The 17,329-nt window shown below is 46.6% G+C and carries 17 protein-coding genes; 6 read left to right on the top strand and 11 right to left on the bottom strand.

What is annotated here, in order from left to right; translation table 11 throughout:
• The 4 genes from ACZ5ZZ_RS00085 to ACZ5ZZ_RS00070 are packed head-to-tail and all read left to right on the top strand — an operon-like array spanning position 1 to position 4,264.
• Positions 1 to 969: a peptidylprolyl isomerase gene (locus tag ACZ5ZZ_RS00085; RefSeq protein ID WP_464132623.1), complete on the top strand. Its 969-nt coding sequence runs from the start codon at positions 1 to 3 to the stop codon at positions 967 to 969.
• On the top strand, positions 962 to 1,906 hold the full coding sequence (locus tag ACZ5ZZ_RS00080; RefSeq protein WP_464140708.1) for a peptidylprolyl isomerase: 945 nt from the start codon (positions 962 to 964) through the stop codon (positions 1,904 to 1,906). The genes ACZ5ZZ_RS00085 and ACZ5ZZ_RS00080 overlap by 8 nt, the downstream gene beginning before the upstream one ends.
• Positions 1,899 to 2,849 carry a 4-hydroxythreonine-4-phosphate dehydrogenase PdxA gene (locus ACZ5ZZ_RS00075; protein ID WP_464140706.1) on the top strand — a complete coding sequence of 317 codons (951 nt, stop codon included), beginning with the start codon at positions 1,899 to 1,901 and terminating at the stop codon, positions 2,847 to 2,849. The genes ACZ5ZZ_RS00080 and ACZ5ZZ_RS00075 overlap by 8 nt, the downstream gene beginning before the upstream one ends.
• 47 nt (positions 2,850 to 2,896) lie before the next feature.
• Positions 2,897 to 4,264, top strand: coding sequence for a phosphomannomutase/phosphoglucomutase (locus ACZ5ZZ_RS00070; protein ID WP_464132619.1), 1,368 nt, complete (start codon positions 2,897 to 2,899; stop codon positions 4,262 to 4,264).
• A gap of 36 nt (positions 4,265 to 4,300) precedes the next feature.
• On the opposite strand, the gene ACZ5ZZ_RS00065 is transcribed toward ACZ5ZZ_RS00070, so the two are convergent.
• Entirely contained in the window at positions 4,301 to 4,747 is a 447-nt protein-coding gene (locus ACZ5ZZ_RS00065) for a hypothetical protein (RefSeq protein WP_464132617.1), read from the bottom strand.
• Between the two features lie 145 nt (positions 4,748 to 4,892).
• Here ACZ5ZZ_RS00065 and ACZ5ZZ_RS00060 point away from each other — a divergent pair, with 145 nt between their 5' ends.
• Entirely contained in the window at positions 4,893 to 5,240 is a 348-nt protein-coding gene (locus ACZ5ZZ_RS00060; RefSeq protein ID WP_464140704.1) for a hypothetical protein, read from the top strand.
• A gap of 21 nt (positions 5,241 to 5,261) precedes the next feature.
• Positions 5,262 to 5,825, top strand: coding sequence for a hypothetical protein (locus tag ACZ5ZZ_RS00055; protein ID WP_464140702.1), 564 nt, complete (start codon positions 5,262 to 5,264; stop codon positions 5,823 to 5,825).
• Between the two features lie 101 nt (positions 5,826 to 5,926).
• Here the strand turns inward: ACZ5ZZ_RS00055 and ACZ5ZZ_RS00050 are convergent, their stop codons facing one another.
• The 10 genes from ACZ5ZZ_RS00050 to dnaA all read right to left on the bottom strand — a co-directional run bounded on the left by ACZ5ZZ_RS00050 (position 5,927) and on the right by dnaA (position 17,229).
• Positions 5,927 to 6,241, bottom strand: a complete 315-nt coding sequence (locus tag ACZ5ZZ_RS00050; protein WP_464119165.1) for an ATP synthase F0 subunit C — start codon at positions 6,239 to 6,241, stop codon at positions 5,927 to 5,929.
• Positions 6,242 to 6,272: 31 nt separating this feature from the next.
• Entirely contained in the window at positions 6,273 to 6,962 is a 690-nt protein-coding gene (atpB, locus tag ACZ5ZZ_RS00045) for a F0F1 ATP synthase subunit A (protein ID WP_464119164.1), read from the bottom strand.
• Positions 6,952 to 7,308: a hypothetical protein gene (locus ACZ5ZZ_RS00040; protein WP_464119162.1), complete on the bottom strand. Its 357-nt coding sequence runs from the start codon at positions 7,306 to 7,308 to the stop codon at positions 6,952 to 6,954. The genes atpB and ACZ5ZZ_RS00040 overlap by 11 nt, the downstream gene beginning before the upstream one ends.
• Positions 7,305 to 7,541 carry an AtpZ/AtpI family protein gene (locus tag ACZ5ZZ_RS00035; RefSeq protein WP_464119160.1) on the bottom strand — a complete coding sequence of 79 codons (237 nt, stop codon included), beginning with the start codon at positions 7,539 to 7,541 and terminating at the stop codon, positions 7,305 to 7,307. Before ACZ5ZZ_RS00035 ends, ACZ5ZZ_RS00040 begins: the two co-directional genes overlap by 4 nt.
• Complete coding sequence (locus ACZ5ZZ_RS00030) at positions 7,541 to 8,338, bottom strand: tetratricopeptide repeat protein (protein ID WP_464140700.1); 798 nt, start codon at positions 8,336 to 8,338, stop codon at positions 7,541 to 7,543. Before ACZ5ZZ_RS00030 ends, ACZ5ZZ_RS00035 begins: the two co-directional genes overlap by 1 nt.
• A 1-nt stretch (position 8,339) precedes the next feature.
• Positions 8,340 to 10,820: a DNA gyrase subunit A gene (gene gyrA / locus ACZ5ZZ_RS00025; RefSeq protein WP_464140698.1), complete on the bottom strand. Its 2,481-nt coding sequence runs from the start codon at positions 10,818 to 10,820 to the stop codon at positions 8,340 to 8,342.
• Between the two features lie 22 nt (positions 10,821 to 10,842).
• Positions 10,843 to 13,263: a DNA topoisomerase (ATP-hydrolyzing) subunit B gene (gene gyrB, locus ACZ5ZZ_RS00020; protein ID WP_464119155.1), complete on the bottom strand. Its 2,421-nt coding sequence runs from the start codon at positions 13,261 to 13,263 to the stop codon at positions 10,843 to 10,845.
• 87 nt (positions 13,264 to 13,350) lie between these two features.
• Positions 13,351 to 14,475: a DNA replication/repair protein RecF gene (gene recF, locus ACZ5ZZ_RS00015; RefSeq protein ID WP_464119153.1), complete on the bottom strand. Its 1,125-nt coding sequence runs from the start codon at positions 14,473 to 14,475 to the stop codon at positions 13,351 to 13,353.
• Positions 14,475 to 15,581, bottom strand: coding sequence for a DNA polymerase III subunit beta (gene dnaN / locus ACZ5ZZ_RS00010; protein ID WP_464119151.1), 1,107 nt, complete (start codon positions 15,579 to 15,581; stop codon positions 14,475 to 14,477). Before dnaN ends, recF begins: the two co-directional genes overlap by 1 nt.
• A 232-nt stretch (positions 15,582 to 15,813) precedes the next feature.
• Positions 15,814 to 17,229: a chromosomal replication initiator protein DnaA gene (gene dnaA / locus ACZ5ZZ_RS00005; RefSeq protein WP_464119149.1), complete on the bottom strand. Its 1,416-nt coding sequence runs from the start codon at positions 17,227 to 17,229 to the stop codon at positions 15,814 to 15,816.
• Between the last annotated feature and the right edge of the window lie 100 nt (positions 17,230 to 17,329).

Raw genomic sequence — 17,329 nt, 5'->3', positions numbered from 1 at the left:
ATGAAAATCAATAAGAGCCCCGCACTGACGGGGCTTTTTATTTTTATGAGCCTCGCCCTGGCGGGATGTCCATCAAGCTATCAGAAGATCTCTACCAAGCCGGTAGAGAAGGTGAATGATCACGTTCTGACCTCAAAACAGTTCGCCAATCAGCTGGCGCGCCGGCTGCGCAACTTCGATGCTCTGGCCGCCAAAGACCCGAACAATATCCACCGAATCAAAGAAGAAATTCTGCGTGATTTCCTGGTGAAGAGCCTGACGCTGGATTGGTCCCGTGCTCAGAGCATCGTGATTTCAGAGGCCACCCTGGATAAAGAGGTCGATACCCTGCGCGCCAACTATCCGGACGATCTTTCCTTCCGACGGGCCCTGGCGCAGGAAAATCTGTCCTTCTCGGAATGGCGTGAAGAGCTTCGCTATTCTCTGATCGAGCGTGAGGTCTTTAAAAAGATCAATGAAAAGGTCAAGGCGCCCACAGAAGAAGAGATTAAGCGCTATTACGAAGACAACAAAGACCGCTACAAACGCAAAGAACGCATTTATCTGCGCCAGATTGTTGTGGATGAAGATGCCAAGGCCGATGCCATCAAGGTCGATCTGAAATCCGGGGACTTCGCGGAGCTGGCTCGAAAATACTCGATCACACCTGATGCAAAACAAGGCGGCGTCGTGGGGTGGATCGAAAAGGGGACCGTGGACTACTTTGATCCCCTGTTCAGTGCCGGATCCGGAGTGCAAACAATCAAAAGTCCCTTCGGAATCCATCTCATTCGCGTGGAAAAGAAGGCCGCAGCCTCCACGTTGCCACTTGAGGAGGTCAAACCACAAATCATCAGGGCCCTGCGCGCACAACGCGAGCAGGCGGAATACGTCGCATGGCTTGATGCTCAGCTCAGAAGTAGTAAAGTCTTAAAGGACTACGAATTGATGAACTCCATTAAAGTGGATACAAGAGGAACCAATGATTAATCTTCTTTTTGCTTTGCTAGTGGCTACACCAAGTCATGCTGAGGTTGTGGAAAAAACTGTGGCTATCGTCAACAGCGAATTGGTTTTGGAATCAGACTTTAAAGATCTTGAAAAACGCATTCCCAAGCCCGGCATGGTTGATGAAGCTCTGTTGTTTGATAAGCCCGTCACCAGCCTGAAGGGGAACCGCAAGGCGCAGCTGGATTATCTGATCCATGAAAAGATCCTTCAATCCGAGATCAAACGCCTGAACCTGACGGTGACAAGTGACCGCGTGGATTCCGAACTGAAAGAGATGGCGAAAAAGAATAACGTCTCTGAGGCCGAGCTTGCCAATGTGATCAAGCAGCAAGGCGTGACTCTTGAAGACTACCGTCGATTCCTGAAAGACAGCATTGAAAAACGTTCTTTGATGGACGCCGAGATCATTTCCAAACTGCGCATTTCAGATGAAGACGCCTTAAATGAGTATCTGAAATCCAATCCGAACAATCGTCCCTCGATCGATGAATTTAGCGTATCCCACATCTTCTTTAACCCCAAAAAAGGGGGCGCAGAGGCGGCCATCAAACGCGCAGAGACTGTTTTGGGTAAACTTCGCAGCGGTGACAACTTTGAAAATCTGGCGCAGCAGTACAGTGAAGATCCGAACTTTTCTTCTGGTGGGGCCCTGGGAACCTTCAAGTCCGGTGAATTCCTGCCAGAAATTGAAGAAGCGATTTCAAGCCTGAAGGCGAATGAAACCACTCCTATTGTCAGATCCCGCATGGGCTTTCATATCGTGAAACTGACTGGGAAAAAGCTGACAACAGATCCGAAGTTTCAGGCAGCAAAAGAAAGAATCAAATCTCAGTTGCTGGAGATCAGCTTCCGTCGTCAGCTGACGAACTGGCTGCAAACCAAACGTGACGAGTCTTTCGTTCGTATCAATGAGTAGAAAAAGAATTGCGCTTACTACAGGGGATGCTGATGGTATAGGGCTGGAGGTCACAGCCAAGGCTTTGCATCACCTGGGGCCTCAGTCCAACACACAGTTCATCATGTGGCGAGCTGAGGGGGCTCCGGATAAGTATTTGAAACTTATCGACAGGAAATTTGAGCGCATTGTGGTGGATTCACTTTCAGAAGCCCTGAAGGTGACAGGACCCTACCTGATCGACATTGCCTCAGAAGAATCACCAGCCCACTGGGTGGAAACATCTGCCAAGGCCTGTCTGAGAAATGAATTGCAGGCCATGGCTACAGCCCCTCTGTCCAAAACCTCGATCAAAGAGGCTGGGTATAAGGATCTGGGACATACAGATATACTCAAACGTGTCTCCAAAACCCGTCATGTTCATATGGGTTTTTTGGGGGATAAGTTCAATGTGGTGCTGACCACCGCCCATATTCCCGTTCGTGATATTTCAAAACACCTAAGTTTTAGCACCCTGGCTGAAGCTCTTTTAAATGCCGATGATCTTCGTAAAAAGCTGCCTGCGGTTCAAGCGAAAAAACCTATCGGTATTCTGGGATTGAATCCCCATGCGGGCGAGCAGGGATTGATCGGACAGGAAGAGCTTTTGTTCTTCCCGGAATTGATCTCTTTCGCGAAGGAAAGAAAGATACCTGTTCAAGGGCCTCTGGTCCCCGATGCGGCCTTCTTCCCGGCGAATTGGCGCAAATATTCGATATACCTTTGCCTGTATCATGACCAGGGACTTATTCCCTTTAAAATGATCCACGGACAGGATTCCGGCGTGCATATGACCCTGGGTATCCCTTTCATACGCACCAGTGTGGACCATGGCACAGCCAAGGATATTTTCGGTCAGAACAAGGCCAATCCCCATTCGATGATTGATGCCGTTCGCTGGGCGGTAAAATTAGCTCGACTCTAGAGCGCAAAAATTATACTCCTAAGCCCTTGAAATAATTGAGGTGATATATGTTTCAACCTGTGATTTTTAGAGAATACGACATTCGTGGTGTCTATAACGGACAGTTCGACGATAACTTCGCTTACCTTCTGGGTCGCGCTTATGTCGTGTACATGAAACAAAATAAGAACATCGACAACCCGACAGTGGCTTTGGGTTGCGATGCCCGTGAAAGCTCTCCAGCGATCATCAAAAATCTTGCAAAGGGTTTGATGGACTCTGGAGCTAAAGTCATTCACTTGGGCCTCGTAACAACTCCCGTATGCTATTTTGCCACTTTCGAACTGAAAGTGGACGGCGCGGTTCAGGTGACCGGTTCCCACAATCCGCCAGAATACAACGGCTTTAAAATCTCTGTTGGTAAGGGCACTATCTTTGGTGCAGAAATCCAGAAACTTCTGCACATCATTCAAAAAGGCGAATTCATCGACGGAAAAGGTTCTGAAGAGTCCTTCGACATCAAGCCGATGTACTATGCTCGTTACGCAAAAGAGTTTGGCACAATCAAAGACACAAAAGTTGTTTTGGACTGCGGAAATGGTGCCGGTGGTTCTGTCGTAAGAGGTCTTTTCAACGCCGTTGGTCTGAACCCAACCATTTTGTTCGAACAGCCAGATGGTACTTTCCCGAATCATCATCCAGATCCAACAGTGGAAGAAAACCTTGTTGATTTGAAAGCCCAGGTTCTGAAAGAAGGCGCTGTGGCCGGTATTGGTTTTGACGGTGATGCGGACCGCATCGGTGTCGTCGATCACACAGGCCGCATGGTTTATGGTGATGAGTTGATGGTGATTATCTCCCGCGCGATTTTGGCTGAACAAAAGGGCGCAAAAATCATCGGCGATGTGAAGTGTTCTGATCGCCTGTACCACGATGTTGCAAAACACGGTGGTCAGCCGATCATGTGGAAAACAGGTCACTCTTTAGTGAAAGAAAAAATCAAAGTTGAAAAAGCACCTTTCGGTGGCGAGATGTCAGGCCACGTGTTCTTCGCGGATCGCAATTACGGTTACGATGATGCTCCTTATGCAGCTTTGCGTTTGGTAGAGATTCTGGCGAAAACTGGTAAAACCATTCCACAACTTTTGGAAGGCTTGCCACCATCTTTCAACACACCAGAAATCCGTATCGACACCACGGAAGAGAAAAAAGTTTTGATCGTCCAAAAGATGATCGAAGCTTTCCCGAACACTCCGGATGCTGACTACAAAGTGGACTTCACTGATGGCATTCGATTGAGCTTTGCCGACGGTTGGGCTTTGTGCCGTTCTTCGAATACCCAGCCTGTGGTGGTGGTTCGCTATGAGTCTTCTTCGCAGGAAGGCTTGGATAAAATCCGCGGCCGTGTGGAAGCGATTGTAAATAAGTATCTTTAAAAAAGAGCCGGGTGAATAGCCCGGCTTTTTTTATGTCTATTTTCTTTTTGTTTTCCTGGAGGTCGAGATCTTTTTCGAAACCTTCTTGCGAGAGACTTTCTTTTTTTTCTTTTGCTGTGGCCAGACACCGATTCTTGGGTCTCCGGAGCGAACAAGTTTTATGATGGAATCTGCCAAGGATTCCCAGCTTTCTGACGTGAAGGGCACATAAAGCCACTTAGGCAATACCGGATGTAGAACAAGTGAAGGAAACTGGGCCTGCAGGGCAGGGTGCTGTTCACGCGATGTGCAGATCAGCAGACCATTCCAGATATCATAGGGATACTTCTTTCCGCGATAGAGATCATTTCCAGCATCCTCCATGATCACGAGCTTCAATTGCCCCTGATAGTACAAGGCCAGTCCGCCGAACATGGATTTGATAATGGCATCAGGTTTTTCCTCGAAAAATTCATAGATCCAGCGGTTTTCAAAATGCTTCATAGATCAAAAGTAACAAGGCCTGCAAAGCCCCTCAAGACAGAAAAAGTCCCCTGTCAAAGTCTTAGACACCTGGTGTGTCTCCTCTGTAATCTAGAGCCTCTGAGATGTCATAAGCTTTGCAACTCAATATCCCCGAGGTGCGACTATGAATCTGATTCGACACACAAAAATTCTTGGCGCCGCTGTTCTTTCATTGCTGCTATCAACTTCCGTGGCCTTGGCGGACTGCCGGGATTGCACCACTTTGGACTTCGAAAAGCAGATCCAACTAAATCTGCTCACACCCATGCTAAGCATGAATCTGAAGCAGAAGATCGACTATATACAATCTCAGGGCATTGACGTTTATCGAGTGAAAGATACAGAAGATCTTCCCGTGACTGTTCCTTTTTTACCTTACGCCACTGAGGATATGATTCCCAAGAAGTTCCTAAAAGTATTTTCCGAAGGCGCCATCGGTCTTTACATGACCGAGTCCAACTACGCCTATTGAGTTGAAAAACCCACCATCCTCTTGATTGAAAGCACTGATGACTGGACCGTCATTCATGAATACGCTCACTATCTTTTTGACCGAGCCCGCATGATGACTGACAACACCCGCGAGTCCCTTCATCTGATGCACACCGAAGACGCACAGGAAGACTTTTTTGAAGCCAAAGAGATTTATCGCAACATGGGTCAGTATCGCGACGAAGACCACAAGCGCAGAACCATTCAGAGCTTTGTGTTGTTTGCAAAGATGCAGGTGTTCTTCGAGCGTTCGGCCAGTCTTGAAGAAACCACAATTGAAAAACTTCTGCGTAGTTACTATGTCTCACACGGGCCGCATGGCTTCGGCCACAAAGATATTGAAAGAAGCGACCGGTATGTCTTCAACACTTCACAAAAGGCTCAGCAGTCTTTGCGCCTTGTTCTGGAGGATTGTGTGGATTTGGCGAAGACTTTAAATAGTCAGGACCAGGCTCTTCTTAAAGAGCTATCTGACGTCTGCACTCAAGCGGATCTTTTAAAAAAAGAAAGTGTGAAGGTTTACGAGAGCACCGGTCTTAAAAAACCCCTGGAAGAGTCGAACTAGAGGGATTCATATTTTGAAAATAAAAAACCCACAACCGATGAAAGTTGTGGGTTTGTAAAAGCTGTTTAAGCAGCCTTTTTGATCAAGAGATCAAGCCAGAATTACTTCAAGCCCAAAGCGATGATCAATGCGTAGATAACTAGGGATTCGATAAGAGCTAGACCCAAGATCATTGGGATCAAAAGCTTACCAGAAGCCGCTGGGTTACGAGCGATACCTTCCAAAGCTGTGGAAGCTGTTTTACCTTGAGCCATAGCGCCCGCGAAAACAGACAAAGAGATAGCGATAGCTGCTGCGATAGCAACAAGACCGCGGTCTGCGTTAGCAACAACAGTTTCAGTTACAGCAACAGCTGCGTCTTGAGCGAAAGCGGAAGAAGCAAGCAAAGTGATAGCTGCGATGATCATTTTTTTCATGTGAACTCCTTATGGTTTAAAATTTTGCCTTTTAGTGATCGTGTGCAATCGCGAATGCCACGTAGACCATTGAAAGCAAAGTAAATACAAAAGCCTGAACAAAACAAACGAACAATCCCATGATGTAGAATGGAATTGGTACACCGATTGGTACCAGATCCAGGAACACGGAAAGAACCGTGTGGTCACCCATCATAACGTTCGCAAGACGAAGACCCAAAGAGAACGGACGAACAACGTGAGACACGATCTCGATCACGAACATCAATGGCGCCAAGAAAATAACCGGACCCATGAAGTGTTTAAGATAAGCCACCGGGCCATTTTCTTTCACACCTTGGAAGTTATAGAACAAGAACATCAAAACACCGAAACCGAAAGTGGTGTTCATGTTCTCTGTCGCAGGAGTCATACCCGGAATCATACCCAACAAGTTGTTGAACAAGATGAAGAAGAAGACGGAAGCAAAGAACGGGATGTAGTGCTTACCGTGTTCACCGATAACCATCTCAGCCAGGCCGGATGTCATTTCAGTTAGAAGTTCGAAGATCCCACGAAGAGAGAACTTGCTCGCAGGCATAACAGCAGTTTCACCTTTTCCAAGTGAAGCTCTTGCCATCAAACCAATTCCAAACGCTGCGACAGTTGCGATACCCAAAGTAGCAACGTGTGCGTATTCGTGACCTACTCCAGGAGCCAGTTGTGTCCAGTTAAATGACATCTTCTTTTCCTTCTCTTAAGGCTTCTTTCGTCGCGTAAGCGAGTGCTGAAAGAATAAAACTTGCAACACCGAGAGCGAACCACAAGGTATCGAACCACGGCAAGGCAACAAGCTTAAAGATAATAATCCCTAAAATCGCGTACTTAAATACAATGATCCCGATAGCTAGGGCAACCAATTTCTTATTGAAGATCAAGACCCAGGCAATTCCCGCCAGAAAGAAGCTCAGAAAAATGACCAAGCTACCGGAAATGAAGGAATAATTGTGTTGTGGCGCAGCAAAAAGCCCTAAAAGAAGGCCTCCTAGGAGGATAAGAAGGGCTTGAATGGTAAGAACAAATTTCATGGCGTTCCGGGTGGTTTCTTGGATTCTGATTCTTTCTCATCTTGTTTCTGCATTCTTTGCAGCAACCAGATGACCCTCCACAACCAGCCCACCAAACTGGCCAGGCTTAATCCGGCAAAGATTAGGCCCTTTGTTTGATATTTCTGATCAAGGTATTGCCCAAGGTAAAAACATCCCAGAATCAAACCGACAAGCTCAAAGCCGATGGATGCAAAGATTATATACTTTTTCATTACTTCCTGAAGCCTTTCGCGCCGGGGGCATTCTTCATACGTTCCTGAAGGCGCTTGATTCGCAGTTCAATATACTCCGGAGGACTGTATTTCCCGCGATGTTCTTCCAAAACGGCAATCGCACTCTTGAAATCAAGATTCTCTTCGTAACAAACCGCCAGGGTCAATGCGACATTCTCCTGCACGGCTTTGTCAGGATAGTCATCAATCAGATCCTTAAAGATCACTGCGGCGTTCTTAAAGTCTTTCTTCGCAACCAGAATATTCCCTTTTAACATCATCGCGCTAAAACGGATATTGTCGTCACTTTTAAGCTTCAAAAGGGAATCAATCTCCGACTCGGCCTGAAAGAAGTTGTTCAGGTAGTACTGAGCCCGCGCGATGTTCATTTTATATTGAGCAGCCTCCAGATCCGTGTGAGGCATCTGCTGCAACTTACTGAACTCAATAATGGATGCCTGATAATCCTGAAGGTTATTGAAGTAGATCGAAGCAATCTGTCTTTGGGATTCCAGCCGTTCTTTTTCGTCAGTGGAATTCAGCACAATATAGTGGTGATAAGCGACGGCCTTTTTAAAGTCCTTGATTTCAAAATAGGAAATTCGGGCGGCTTCGCGAGCGGCCTCCAGTGGGTATTTACTGGGGGCGTCTCGTTTAATGACTTGATCCAGGTACCCCAGGGCAATTCGATAATGTCCCTGGGATATGGATTTTTGCGCTTGTTTAAAGTCTGCTTCCTCCTGAGAAGAGCAGGCTGACAGAGCCAAAACTAGGGCAACCAGCAAGGCTCTGATCATTTTAGTGAGTGACTCCCTCTGGAGCTGCTTCTTCAGCCGCAGATTCATCCTCTGTTACAACAGCAACACCGGTTACAGTCTCTTCCTTCTCATCAATGTTGATCAGGCGGACACCTTGAGTGTTACGGCCAAGAACAGAGATATCAGTCACCTTCATGCGGATAACCTGACCCTTGTCTGTAGAAAGGATAAGTTCCATGTTGTCGGCCACTTTTTTGGTGCCGATAACAACACCAACTTTGTCTGTGGTTTTTTGAGTGATAATACCCACGCCACCACGAGACTGAATACGGTACTCGGCCACTTCGGAGCGTTTTCCATAACCTTTGGAGGTCACCATCAAAATAGTGTCTTTGGTGTTCTTTTCAAGAACTTCCATCGCCACCACGATATCGTCCTTCGCCAGAGTGATCGCTTTCACGCCGCGGGCGGTACGGCCCATGCCACGCACATCAGCCTCATTGAAGCGGATGGACATACCTTCTTTGGTTGCAATGAAGATATCACTTTGACCGTCAGAAATTTTCACGTCGATAATCGCGTCATCCAGATCGGTCGTCAGCGCAATCACGCCGGCCGTTCTTGGGTTGGAGAAGGCATCCAAAGATGTTTTCTTGATCACACCTTTTTCCGTCAGCATCACCACGTATTTACTTTCACTGAACTCATTCACCGGCAAAATCGCACGTACGCTTTCACCATTGGAAAGCTGAACCACGTTGGCCAAAGACTTCCCTTTGGAAGTTCTGGTGCCCAGAGGCAGACGGTGAACTTTACACCAGTAAACTTTACCTTTGTCAGTGAAGACCAACAGCATGGTTTTGGTGCTCGCAGAGAAGATGTCCGTGACGTAGTCTTCTTCTTTGGTCTCCATGCCTTTCAGACCTTTACCGCCACGTTTTTGCACGCGGTATTCTTCCACCGGGATACGCTTGATCAGGCCTGTGTTAGTCACAGTCACAACCATTTGTTCGTCGGCAATCAGGTCTTCATCTTCCAGATCACTCAGGTCACCCGTGATTTGGGTGCGTCTTGGATCGGCATAACGTTTTTTCAGGTCTTCAAGTTCGGTAACGATGATTTTGTAGATTTCGCGAACATCAGAAAGAACGAACTTCAACCAGTCGATTTGTTTCATCAACTCAGCCAGTTCAGCGATGATCTTGTCACGCTCTAGACCCGTCAGACGCTGCAAACGCATTTCCAGGATCGCAACGGCTTGTCTTTCAGAGAATTCAAATTTTTCCATCAAAGCTTCACGAGCGGCATTGGCCTCTTTGGAAGCACGAATGGTTTTGATCACTTCTTCAATGTGATCCAGGGCTTTTTTCAGACCTTCCAGGATGTGGGCGCGCTCCTGGGCTTTTTTCAATTCGAAGATACAACGTTTCGTAACAACGTCACGGCGGTGATCCACGAACGCTTCCAGCATGCCCTTCAAATCGAAAGTCACTGGCTGATTCTTCGCATCCAGCGCCAGCATGATGATACCGAAGCTCGTCTGCATTTGAGTAAACTTATAAAGTCTGTTCAGGATCACGCTGGCGTTTTCACCGCGTTTCAGAACAACCACGATACGCATACCTTCACGCGAAGACTCATCACGGATGTCCGAAATGCCTTCGATTTGTTTGTCACGAACCAGGTCCGCCATGCTTTCAATCAGCTTGGCTTTATTCACCTGGTACGGGATTTCAGTGATGATGATCTCTTCACGGTCTTTGACCTGAACGATTTCAGCAACTGCCTTGATTGTGACGATACCACGACCTTTTTTGTAAGCCTGCAAGATACCTTCACGACCGGCAATCACACCACAAGTCGGGAAGTCCGGACCCTTAATGTGTTGCATGAGATCTTCAATCTGACAGTCAGGGTGATTGATCAGATGAATACATCCGTCGATAACCTCTCCCAGATTGTGCGGAGGAATGTTCGTTGCCATACCAACCGCGATACCCGCAGAACCGTTCACCAAAAGATTTGGGAACTTGGAGGGCAGAACCGTTGGGATCAACAAAGAGTCATCATAGTTCGGACCGAAAGAAACTGTTTCTTTTTCAAGATCGTTCAGCAGTTCTTCCGCCAACGCCGTCAGACGGATCTCGGTGTAACGCATGGCTGCCGGAGAGTCACCATCGATGGAACCGAAGTTCCCTTGACCATCTTCAAGCGGGTAGCGCAGAGAGAAATCCTGGGCCATACGAACCATGGTATCGTAAACGGAAGCATCACCGTGCGGGTGATATTTACCGATCACGTCACCCACCACACGGGCAGACTTCAAATACGGTCTGTTGTGGCGGTTGTTCATTTCACTTTGAGCAAACAAAACACGGCGGTGAACCGGTTTCAAACCGTCACGCACATCGGGAAGCGCACGGCCCACGATCACGGACATGGAGTACTGCAGATAAGCTCCGCGCATCTCCTTGCTGATATCAACTAACGTGACGCCTTTTTCTTCTTGATTATTTTCCATAAAATTTCAAATCCCTTAAAAATTAAACGTCCAGGCTTCGTGCCAACAATGCGTTGTCGTGGATGAATTGACGACGAGGTTCAACCATTTCACCCATCAGGATGGAGAAGGTTTCGTCGGCGGCAACAGCATCGTCGATAGTCACTTTCAGAAGAGTTCTGTTTTCCTTGTTCAGAGTGGTTTCCCACAGCTGCTCTGGATTCATCTCTCCCAATCCTTTATAGCGCTGGATGTAGATTCCTTTTTTCGTGGATTCCATCACGTGAGTGTAGAAGTCGTTGTAGTTCTCAAACTGAACTTCGTTTTCACCTTCAAGAATGGTCAAAGGCAGAGTGCTGATCGCCTGAATATCGGCCCAGATTTTTCTAAGCTCGATGATTTCAGAAGAACGCAGATTGTCCGTGCTGAATTTCGTCGTCATGCGGTCAGCATAACGAACGGTGTAGATGTCAGCATAGATTTTGCCTGTTTCAGCTTCTGTTTTAACTTCGCCTTTGTATTCAGTAATACCCAGGGTCTGATCAGAGTTAACCCAGGCACCCAGATCGGTAAGAACCTGTTCAATCTTTTTGGCATCTGTGAAGGTTTTTTCAAAGTCAGATACTTTACTCAACAGGAAGTATAAAACGTCCTTGTCGTATTTCTTGGAGGAAACACGCAGAAGATCATTGAAGCGCTGGATGTTCAGGATCAACTGACGCAGTTCTGTTTCCGGCAGGGACTCTTTACCTTTGATTTTGAAGTTTCCAAGACCGGAGCTAAGAAGATATTCCGTCAAAGCCGCTTCATTTTTCAGGTAAGTTTCCTCTTTGCCTTTTTTCGCGCGGTACAGAGGTGGCTGGGCGATATACACATAACCACGCTCAAGCACCAACGGCATCTGGCGATAGAAGAAGGTCAGAAGCAACGTCATGATGTGTGATCCATCGACGTCGGCATCGGTCATGATGATGATTTTGTGATAGCGGATTTTATCCACATTCACGTTGTCTTTGCCGATACCGGTACCCAATGCAGAGATGATGACCTTAATCTCTTCCGAAGAAATGATTTTATCGAAACGCGCTTTTTCGACGTTCAGGATTTTACCCTTCAACGGCAAGATCGCCTGAGTGCGACGGTCACGTCCTTGCTTTGCGGAACCACCCGCGGAGTCACCCTCCACCAGGTACAGTTCACAAAGAGCCGGATCACGTTCCTGACAGTCAGCCATTTTCCCTGGCAGGGATCCGCCATCCAAAACAGTTTTACGACGGGTCAGATCACGGGCTTTTCTGGCAGCTTCACGGGCACGTGCTGATTCCACACACTTGCCGATGATATTTTTTGCCACTGATGGATTGCGATCCATCCAGTCCGCAAGCTTTTCATTCACCATCGTCTCGACAATACCCTTAACTTCGGCATTACCAAGTTTGGTTTTTGTCTGACCTTCGAACTGAGGTTCACGAACTTTGACAGAGATCACAGCCGCCAAACCTTCACGGATGTCCTCACCCTCAAGGTTGGCTTTCAAATCTTTCAGAAGATTTTTTTCGGTCGCATACGCATTCGTTGTACGAGTCAAAGCGGCACGGAAGCCGACCAGGTGAGTACCACCTTCATGCGTGTTGATGTTGTTGCAATAAGTGAAAATGGATTCAGAGTAGGAGTCATTCCACTGCATGGCGATTTCCACGTCGACATTGTCTTTTTCGCCCTTGAAGTAAATCACTTCGTTGTGCAGGGATTTTTTGGACTGATTCATGTATTTGACGAATTCAGCCACACCTTCGGAGTACTGGAAGTCCTGTTTTTTACCGTTGCGTTCGTCGGTCAAAGAGATATGCAGGCCAGCATTCAAGAAAGCCAGTTCACGGAAACGGTTGGCAAGAGTGGTGAAATCGTAACTGAGAGTTTCGTCTTTGAAGATGGTGCGATCCGGTTTGAAAGTTACTTTCGTTCCGGTTTTTGTTGTTACTTCACCTTTTGCTACAGGAGCCAGAATTTTTCCACGCTCGTAGTTTTGTCTCCAGAAGTGTCCATCGCGCTGAACTTCAACTGACACACGGTCAGATAGTGCATTCACAACTGAAGCACCAACCCCGTGCAGACCGCCGGAAACTTTATAACCACCGCCGTCGAATTTACCACCAGCGTGCAAAACGGTCATAACCAGTTCCAGAGCGGATTTACCAGTTTGTGTTTGAGTCGCCACCGGAATACCACGACCGTCGTCTTCAACGGTGATGGATTCATCGGCATTGATGGACACACTGATTTTTTTGCAGTAGCCAGCCAAATGTTCGTCTACCGAGTTATCCACAATCTCATACACAAGGTGGTGATAACCTTTGAAAGCGGTATCCCCGATATACATCCCGGGACGCTTACGAACTGCTTCAAGACCTTCAAGAACCTGAATTGAATCGGCCGAATAGGATTTTTGTTCTTCTACTGACACTGGAACCCCTCATTGCTTTGCATACCCTTCGACACTCTCGAAGAAGTCGCGTTCATCATTCGCTTCCGGTTTAGAAACCGAAAGGATCTACTCAAGGATATGACCATCCTTGATGCGCACAACGGAAAGCTGATCGAGGCTGAAAGAGTCGGGTAACGTGAAATCCGTGGTCGTCACAAAAATCTGCGTATTGATCTCGTGTAAGAACGTAATCAGTGCATCTCTTTTGGCTTTATCGAGCTCGGAAAGTACGTCATCCAACATCAGCACAGGATAGGTCCCGTGAGCCTTCCTATGATACACAATTTGGGCCATTTTGAAAGAAAGAATGATCGCTCTCTGCTGCCCCTGGCTACAGAAAAATCGTGAGTCTTTTTGCCCATATAGGAACACAATATCGTGCTTATGTGGACCGACCAAACTTGTCCCGCTTGAGAGCTCCGCATCATGCAGTTCACGCAGACGTTTGGTGAGCGCATTTTCGACTTCTTCTCGTGTAAAACTCACCGCGTTTTGATCGGAAATCAGGTATTCCACCGAGATATCCACATTCATGTTACCGGAAATGTATTGCATGGCATTATTAAACTCTTTGGAGAGTCCTGCCAAAGCGGTGATGCGGGCATGGGTCAAATCGGTCGCTAAACGCACAAATTGGGGCTCCAGGGACTCCAAAAGTCCTTCCGTGACCGTTTTGTCCTGTAAGCCCTCTAAAAAGTTCTTAAGGATCTTGTTGCGCGTTTTCAGGGCTTTTCGATAATCCGCAATCAAACTCACATTTCGGCGGTCAAAAGTGACTAGCAGTTCATCCACCAATTCACGGCGATGATCAGCCCCTTCTTTGATTGAAGCCAGACTTTCCGGACTAAACACAACACTAGCGAAGATTTTTCGAACATCGGCCGAGTTCACACGTTTTTCGTTTAACGTCAGAACCTTGCGACTTTTTGAAAGTCCCATCTTCAGTTTGTAGTGAAGTTCATTTTGACTGATCAGCGCCTGGATGACGGATTCGCTGTACTGGGAATTAATCAAAGTGGAATTGTCAGAGTAGCGGAAGGAGTCCCCTTGAGAGATCATGTACATGGCCTCAAGGAGATTTGTTTTCCCTTGTCCGTTTTCCCCGAGGAAGACATTCACTCGAGGAGAAAAGGACAAGACCACGTCCCGATAATTTCGGAAATTAACCAGACGCAGTCGTTCGAAGATCATTAGATTCTCATCGGCATCACAACGCAGGTGTAAGTCTGATCGTTGTGAGGTCTCATCAAACCAGGGGACAGGTGATCGTTCAATTCAAAATCGATCTTGTCCTGGTTCATACTTGTCAGGATGTCGGTGATGTACTTGGCATTGAAACCAATTTTGATTTCGTTACCTGCGTAATCCACTTCGATTTCCTCTTTCGCATCACCCAGCTCTGGATTGTTGGAAGAAATTTCCATACGACCGTTGGATAGATTCAACAACACCGCTTTGGACTTTTGATTTGCCAACAAAGAAACGCGCTTCAGTGAAGTCAGGAATGCATCACGGCTGATCATCACTTTTTGCGGAAGCTTCTGTGGAATAAACTGTTGATAATTCGGGTACTTTCCTTCGATCAAACGAATCATCAGAATTGTTGATGAATGTTTCAATACGAATTGGGAGCCTTCCACAGCTATTTCCACAGTGCCTTCGATGCTTTCAAGAATTTTCTTAATTTCATGAAGACCTTTGCGTGGAATGATCACACCTTGAGTCGCATTCACTTTGATTTCTGAGGATGGTTTATTCACCAAACTCATACGGTGACCGTCAGTTGCCACCATTTTGAATCCAGACTGTGGATTGAGCTCAAAGAAGACGCCATTGAGGTGATAGCGAGTTTCGTCTGTGGAAACGGAGTAGATTGTTTTATCAATCATCTCTTTCAAAACTTGTGCATCAATTTTAATAAAAGCCTGAGAGTTGTAAGTTGGGAAGATTGGATATTCTTCAGCAGAGATACCCACAATCTTGGATGTGTACTTCCCTTGTTTGATCTCCAGCCAGTTATTTTCTTTTTTAATCAGAGTGATAGGGCCTTCAGAAAGTTCTTTGGCAATATCGAATAAACTTTTTGCACTGACGGCGACTTTGCCTGGTTGATGAACTTGAACTTTGATTTGGTCTGTCAGGCTGACTTCCAGATCTGTGGCAAAAACCTTCAACGTGTTTTGGTCTGCTTCCAGCAAAACATTGATCAAGATTGGCATTGTGTTGCGTTTCTCAACAATGTTCTGAGTTTTTCCGATAAGGCTTAACAGATCTCGCTTATCAATTTCTAATTTCATGAAAGACCCTCTTTTGAACGCTCTTATTATCTAATTCTATATATATAAATATCTAGTAGTAGTAGTAGGGGCGTGGAAAACCTAACAAATCCCCTAAGTGCATGTAAACACTAAAAAACATTTGTGGATAAAGACCCTGTACAACTTTGCAGTTTTTGAGCCTTTTTTGGGGGTAACTTTGATCCACATTTTAAGCCCCAAACTCTTCCACAACTCTTTCCACAGTCCACATTCACACCCCTGTGATATTGTGGATACGCTGTTCTAAATCTTCGATATCCTTGGCAATATCCTGGTCCGCTGCTTGTAGATTCTTAACCCGTTCCAGAGCATTCATCACAGTTGTGTGATCTTTACCACCAAAAGACTTCCCGATATCCACCAAAGATTTATCCAGGAACTTCTTAATCAGATACATCGCGATTTGACGTGGAACGACAATCGGCTTCGCTCGGGTGGAAGATTTTAGATCCAAAACACGCACCTTAAAGTGGTCAGCGACCAGCTTCATGATCTCTTCCACAGAAATAGTGGATTGAGTTTCGTGGTGCGATAGAATGCGCTTCACCAAGTCATAATCAATCGGAAGACCCTGGAGCTCAGAGAACATCTTTACTTTTTTCAGATTGCCTTCCAACTCTCTGATCGAGCGTTTGGATATTCTGGCTATGTAGTTCACGACGTCTTCAGGAAGGCGCACATTGAACTTTTCGGCCTTGTAGCGAAGGATGGCAATACGCGTTTCCAGATCCGGCATGGTGATGTCTGCGATCAACCCACGCTCCAAACGGGTGCGGCTGCGGTCTTCCAGGCCGTGGATATCTTTAGGCATCCGGTCACTGGCCAAGATGACCTGCTTACGGCTGTCGATGAAGCTGTTCACAGTGTGGAAAAACTCTTCCTGGACAGCCTCACCACGAGCAATAAACTGCACGTCGTCGACCAGAAGGATGTCGGAGTTCTCGCGGTATTTTTGGCGGAACTTATCCATTTCATGGCGGCGGATGGCTGAAATACACTCATTCATAAAGCGTTCAGCCGAGATGTATGTAATTCTAAGTTGCGGATATTGTTCGCGAATATGATTTCCAGCAGCGTGCAGCAAGTGGGTTTTACCCATTCCCACAGGTCCATATATATAGAGTGGGTTATAATCATCGGCCCCCGGATTACGGGCGACGTTAAAACAGGCGGCATGGGCAAATTCTGAGTTCTTCCCCACGACAAAGGTAGAGAATGTCAGATCTGAATTGAGACTATCCGTACTAGACCTTGGTTGAGTAGGCTGGATATTCTGAGCACGCGCCAATTGTGCCTGCAGGATCTCAGATCCACTTAAAAGCTCGTCCGGGGTGGAGGATGTCTCAATATGAGAATTTATTTTGTTCCCCGTAATACTGAACTCGACTTCAAAGGGTTTTCCATAAGTATCTGAAATCTCTGTATAAATCTTATCCTGAAGGTTCTCAATCACGAAGTATTGATGAAGGGCGTTGGGCACACCAAGGACCAGACGAGGGCGTTCGCTTGGCCCCGTGGTGCTGACGTACTCAATAGGGTCCAGCCAGGTATCCAACAACTTGTTATTGTCGTTCCTGCTTTTCATCTTGGTTTTGATAAGTGTCCAAAAAGACGAGTTTAATTCCACGTGTTTCCCCTCAAGTACCGGGTCCTCTTAACAAGGGGAGCTGAAGTTTTCAACAGTTGACCTTATTGCCGCATTGTGCTTTATTAATGCCCCACGTATC

The organism is Bdellovibrio sp. HM001 (assembly GCF_055397275.1).
The sequence above is the reverse complement of the archived record's forward strand: the minus strand, read 5'-3'. Positions and strand labels throughout refer to the sequence as shown.

Bases quoted from the DNA above. Each gene is read 5' to 3' on its own strand.
- recF (WP_464119153.1), bottom strand. From the start codon at position 14,475: ATGATCTTCGAACGACTGCGTCTGGTTAATTTCCGAAATTATCGGGAC.
- ACZ5ZZ_RS00040 (WP_464119162.1), bottom strand. From the start codon at position 7,308: ATGAAATTTGTTCTTACCATTCAAGCCCTTCTTATCCTCCTAGGAGGC.
- ACZ5ZZ_RS00030 (WP_464140700.1), bottom strand. From the start codon at position 8,338: ATGATCAGAGCCTTGCTGGTTGCCCTAGTTTTGGCTCTGTCAGCCTGC.
- dnaN (WP_464119151.1), bottom strand. From the start codon at position 15,581: ATGAAATTAGAAATTGATAAGCGAGATCTGTTAAGCCTTATCGGAAAA.
- atpB (WP_464119164.1), bottom strand. From the start codon at position 6,962: ATGTCATTTAACTGGACACAACTGGCTCCTGGAGTAGGTCACGAATAC.
- ACZ5ZZ_RS00035 (WP_464119160.1), bottom strand. From the start codon at position 7,541: ATGAAAAAGTATATAATCTTTGCATCCATCGGCTTTGAGCTTGTCGGT.
- gyrA (WP_464140698.1), bottom strand. From the start codon at position 10,820: ATGGAAAATAATCAAGAAGAAAAAGGCGTCACGTTAGTTGATATCAGC.
- ACZ5ZZ_RS00050 (WP_464119165.1), bottom strand. From the start codon at position 6,241: ATGAAAAAAATGATCATCGCAGCTATCACTTTGCTTGCTTCTTCCGCT.
- ACZ5ZZ_RS00065 (WP_464132617.1), bottom strand. From the start codon at position 4,747: ATGAAGCATTTTGAAAACCGCTGGATCTATGAATTTTTCGAGGAAAAA.
- ACZ5ZZ_RS00075 (WP_464140706.1), top strand. From the start codon at position 1,899: ATGAGTAGAAAAAGAATTGCGCTTACTACAGGGGATGCTGATGGTATA.
- ACZ5ZZ_RS00070 (WP_464132619.1), top strand. From the start codon at position 2,897: ATGTTTCAACCTGTGATTTTTAGAGAATACGACATTCGTGGTGTCTAT.
- ACZ5ZZ_RS00080 (WP_464140708.1), top strand. From the start codon at position 962: ATGATTAATCTTCTTTTTGCTTTGCTAGTGGCTACACCAAGTCATGCT.
- ACZ5ZZ_RS00060 (WP_464140704.1), top strand. From the start codon at position 4,893: ATGAATCTGATTCGACACACAAAAATTCTTGGCGCCGCTGTTCTTTCA.
- ACZ5ZZ_RS00085 (WP_464132623.1), top strand. From the start codon at position 1: ATGAAAATCAATAAGAGCCCCGCACTGACGGGGCTTTTTATTTTTATG.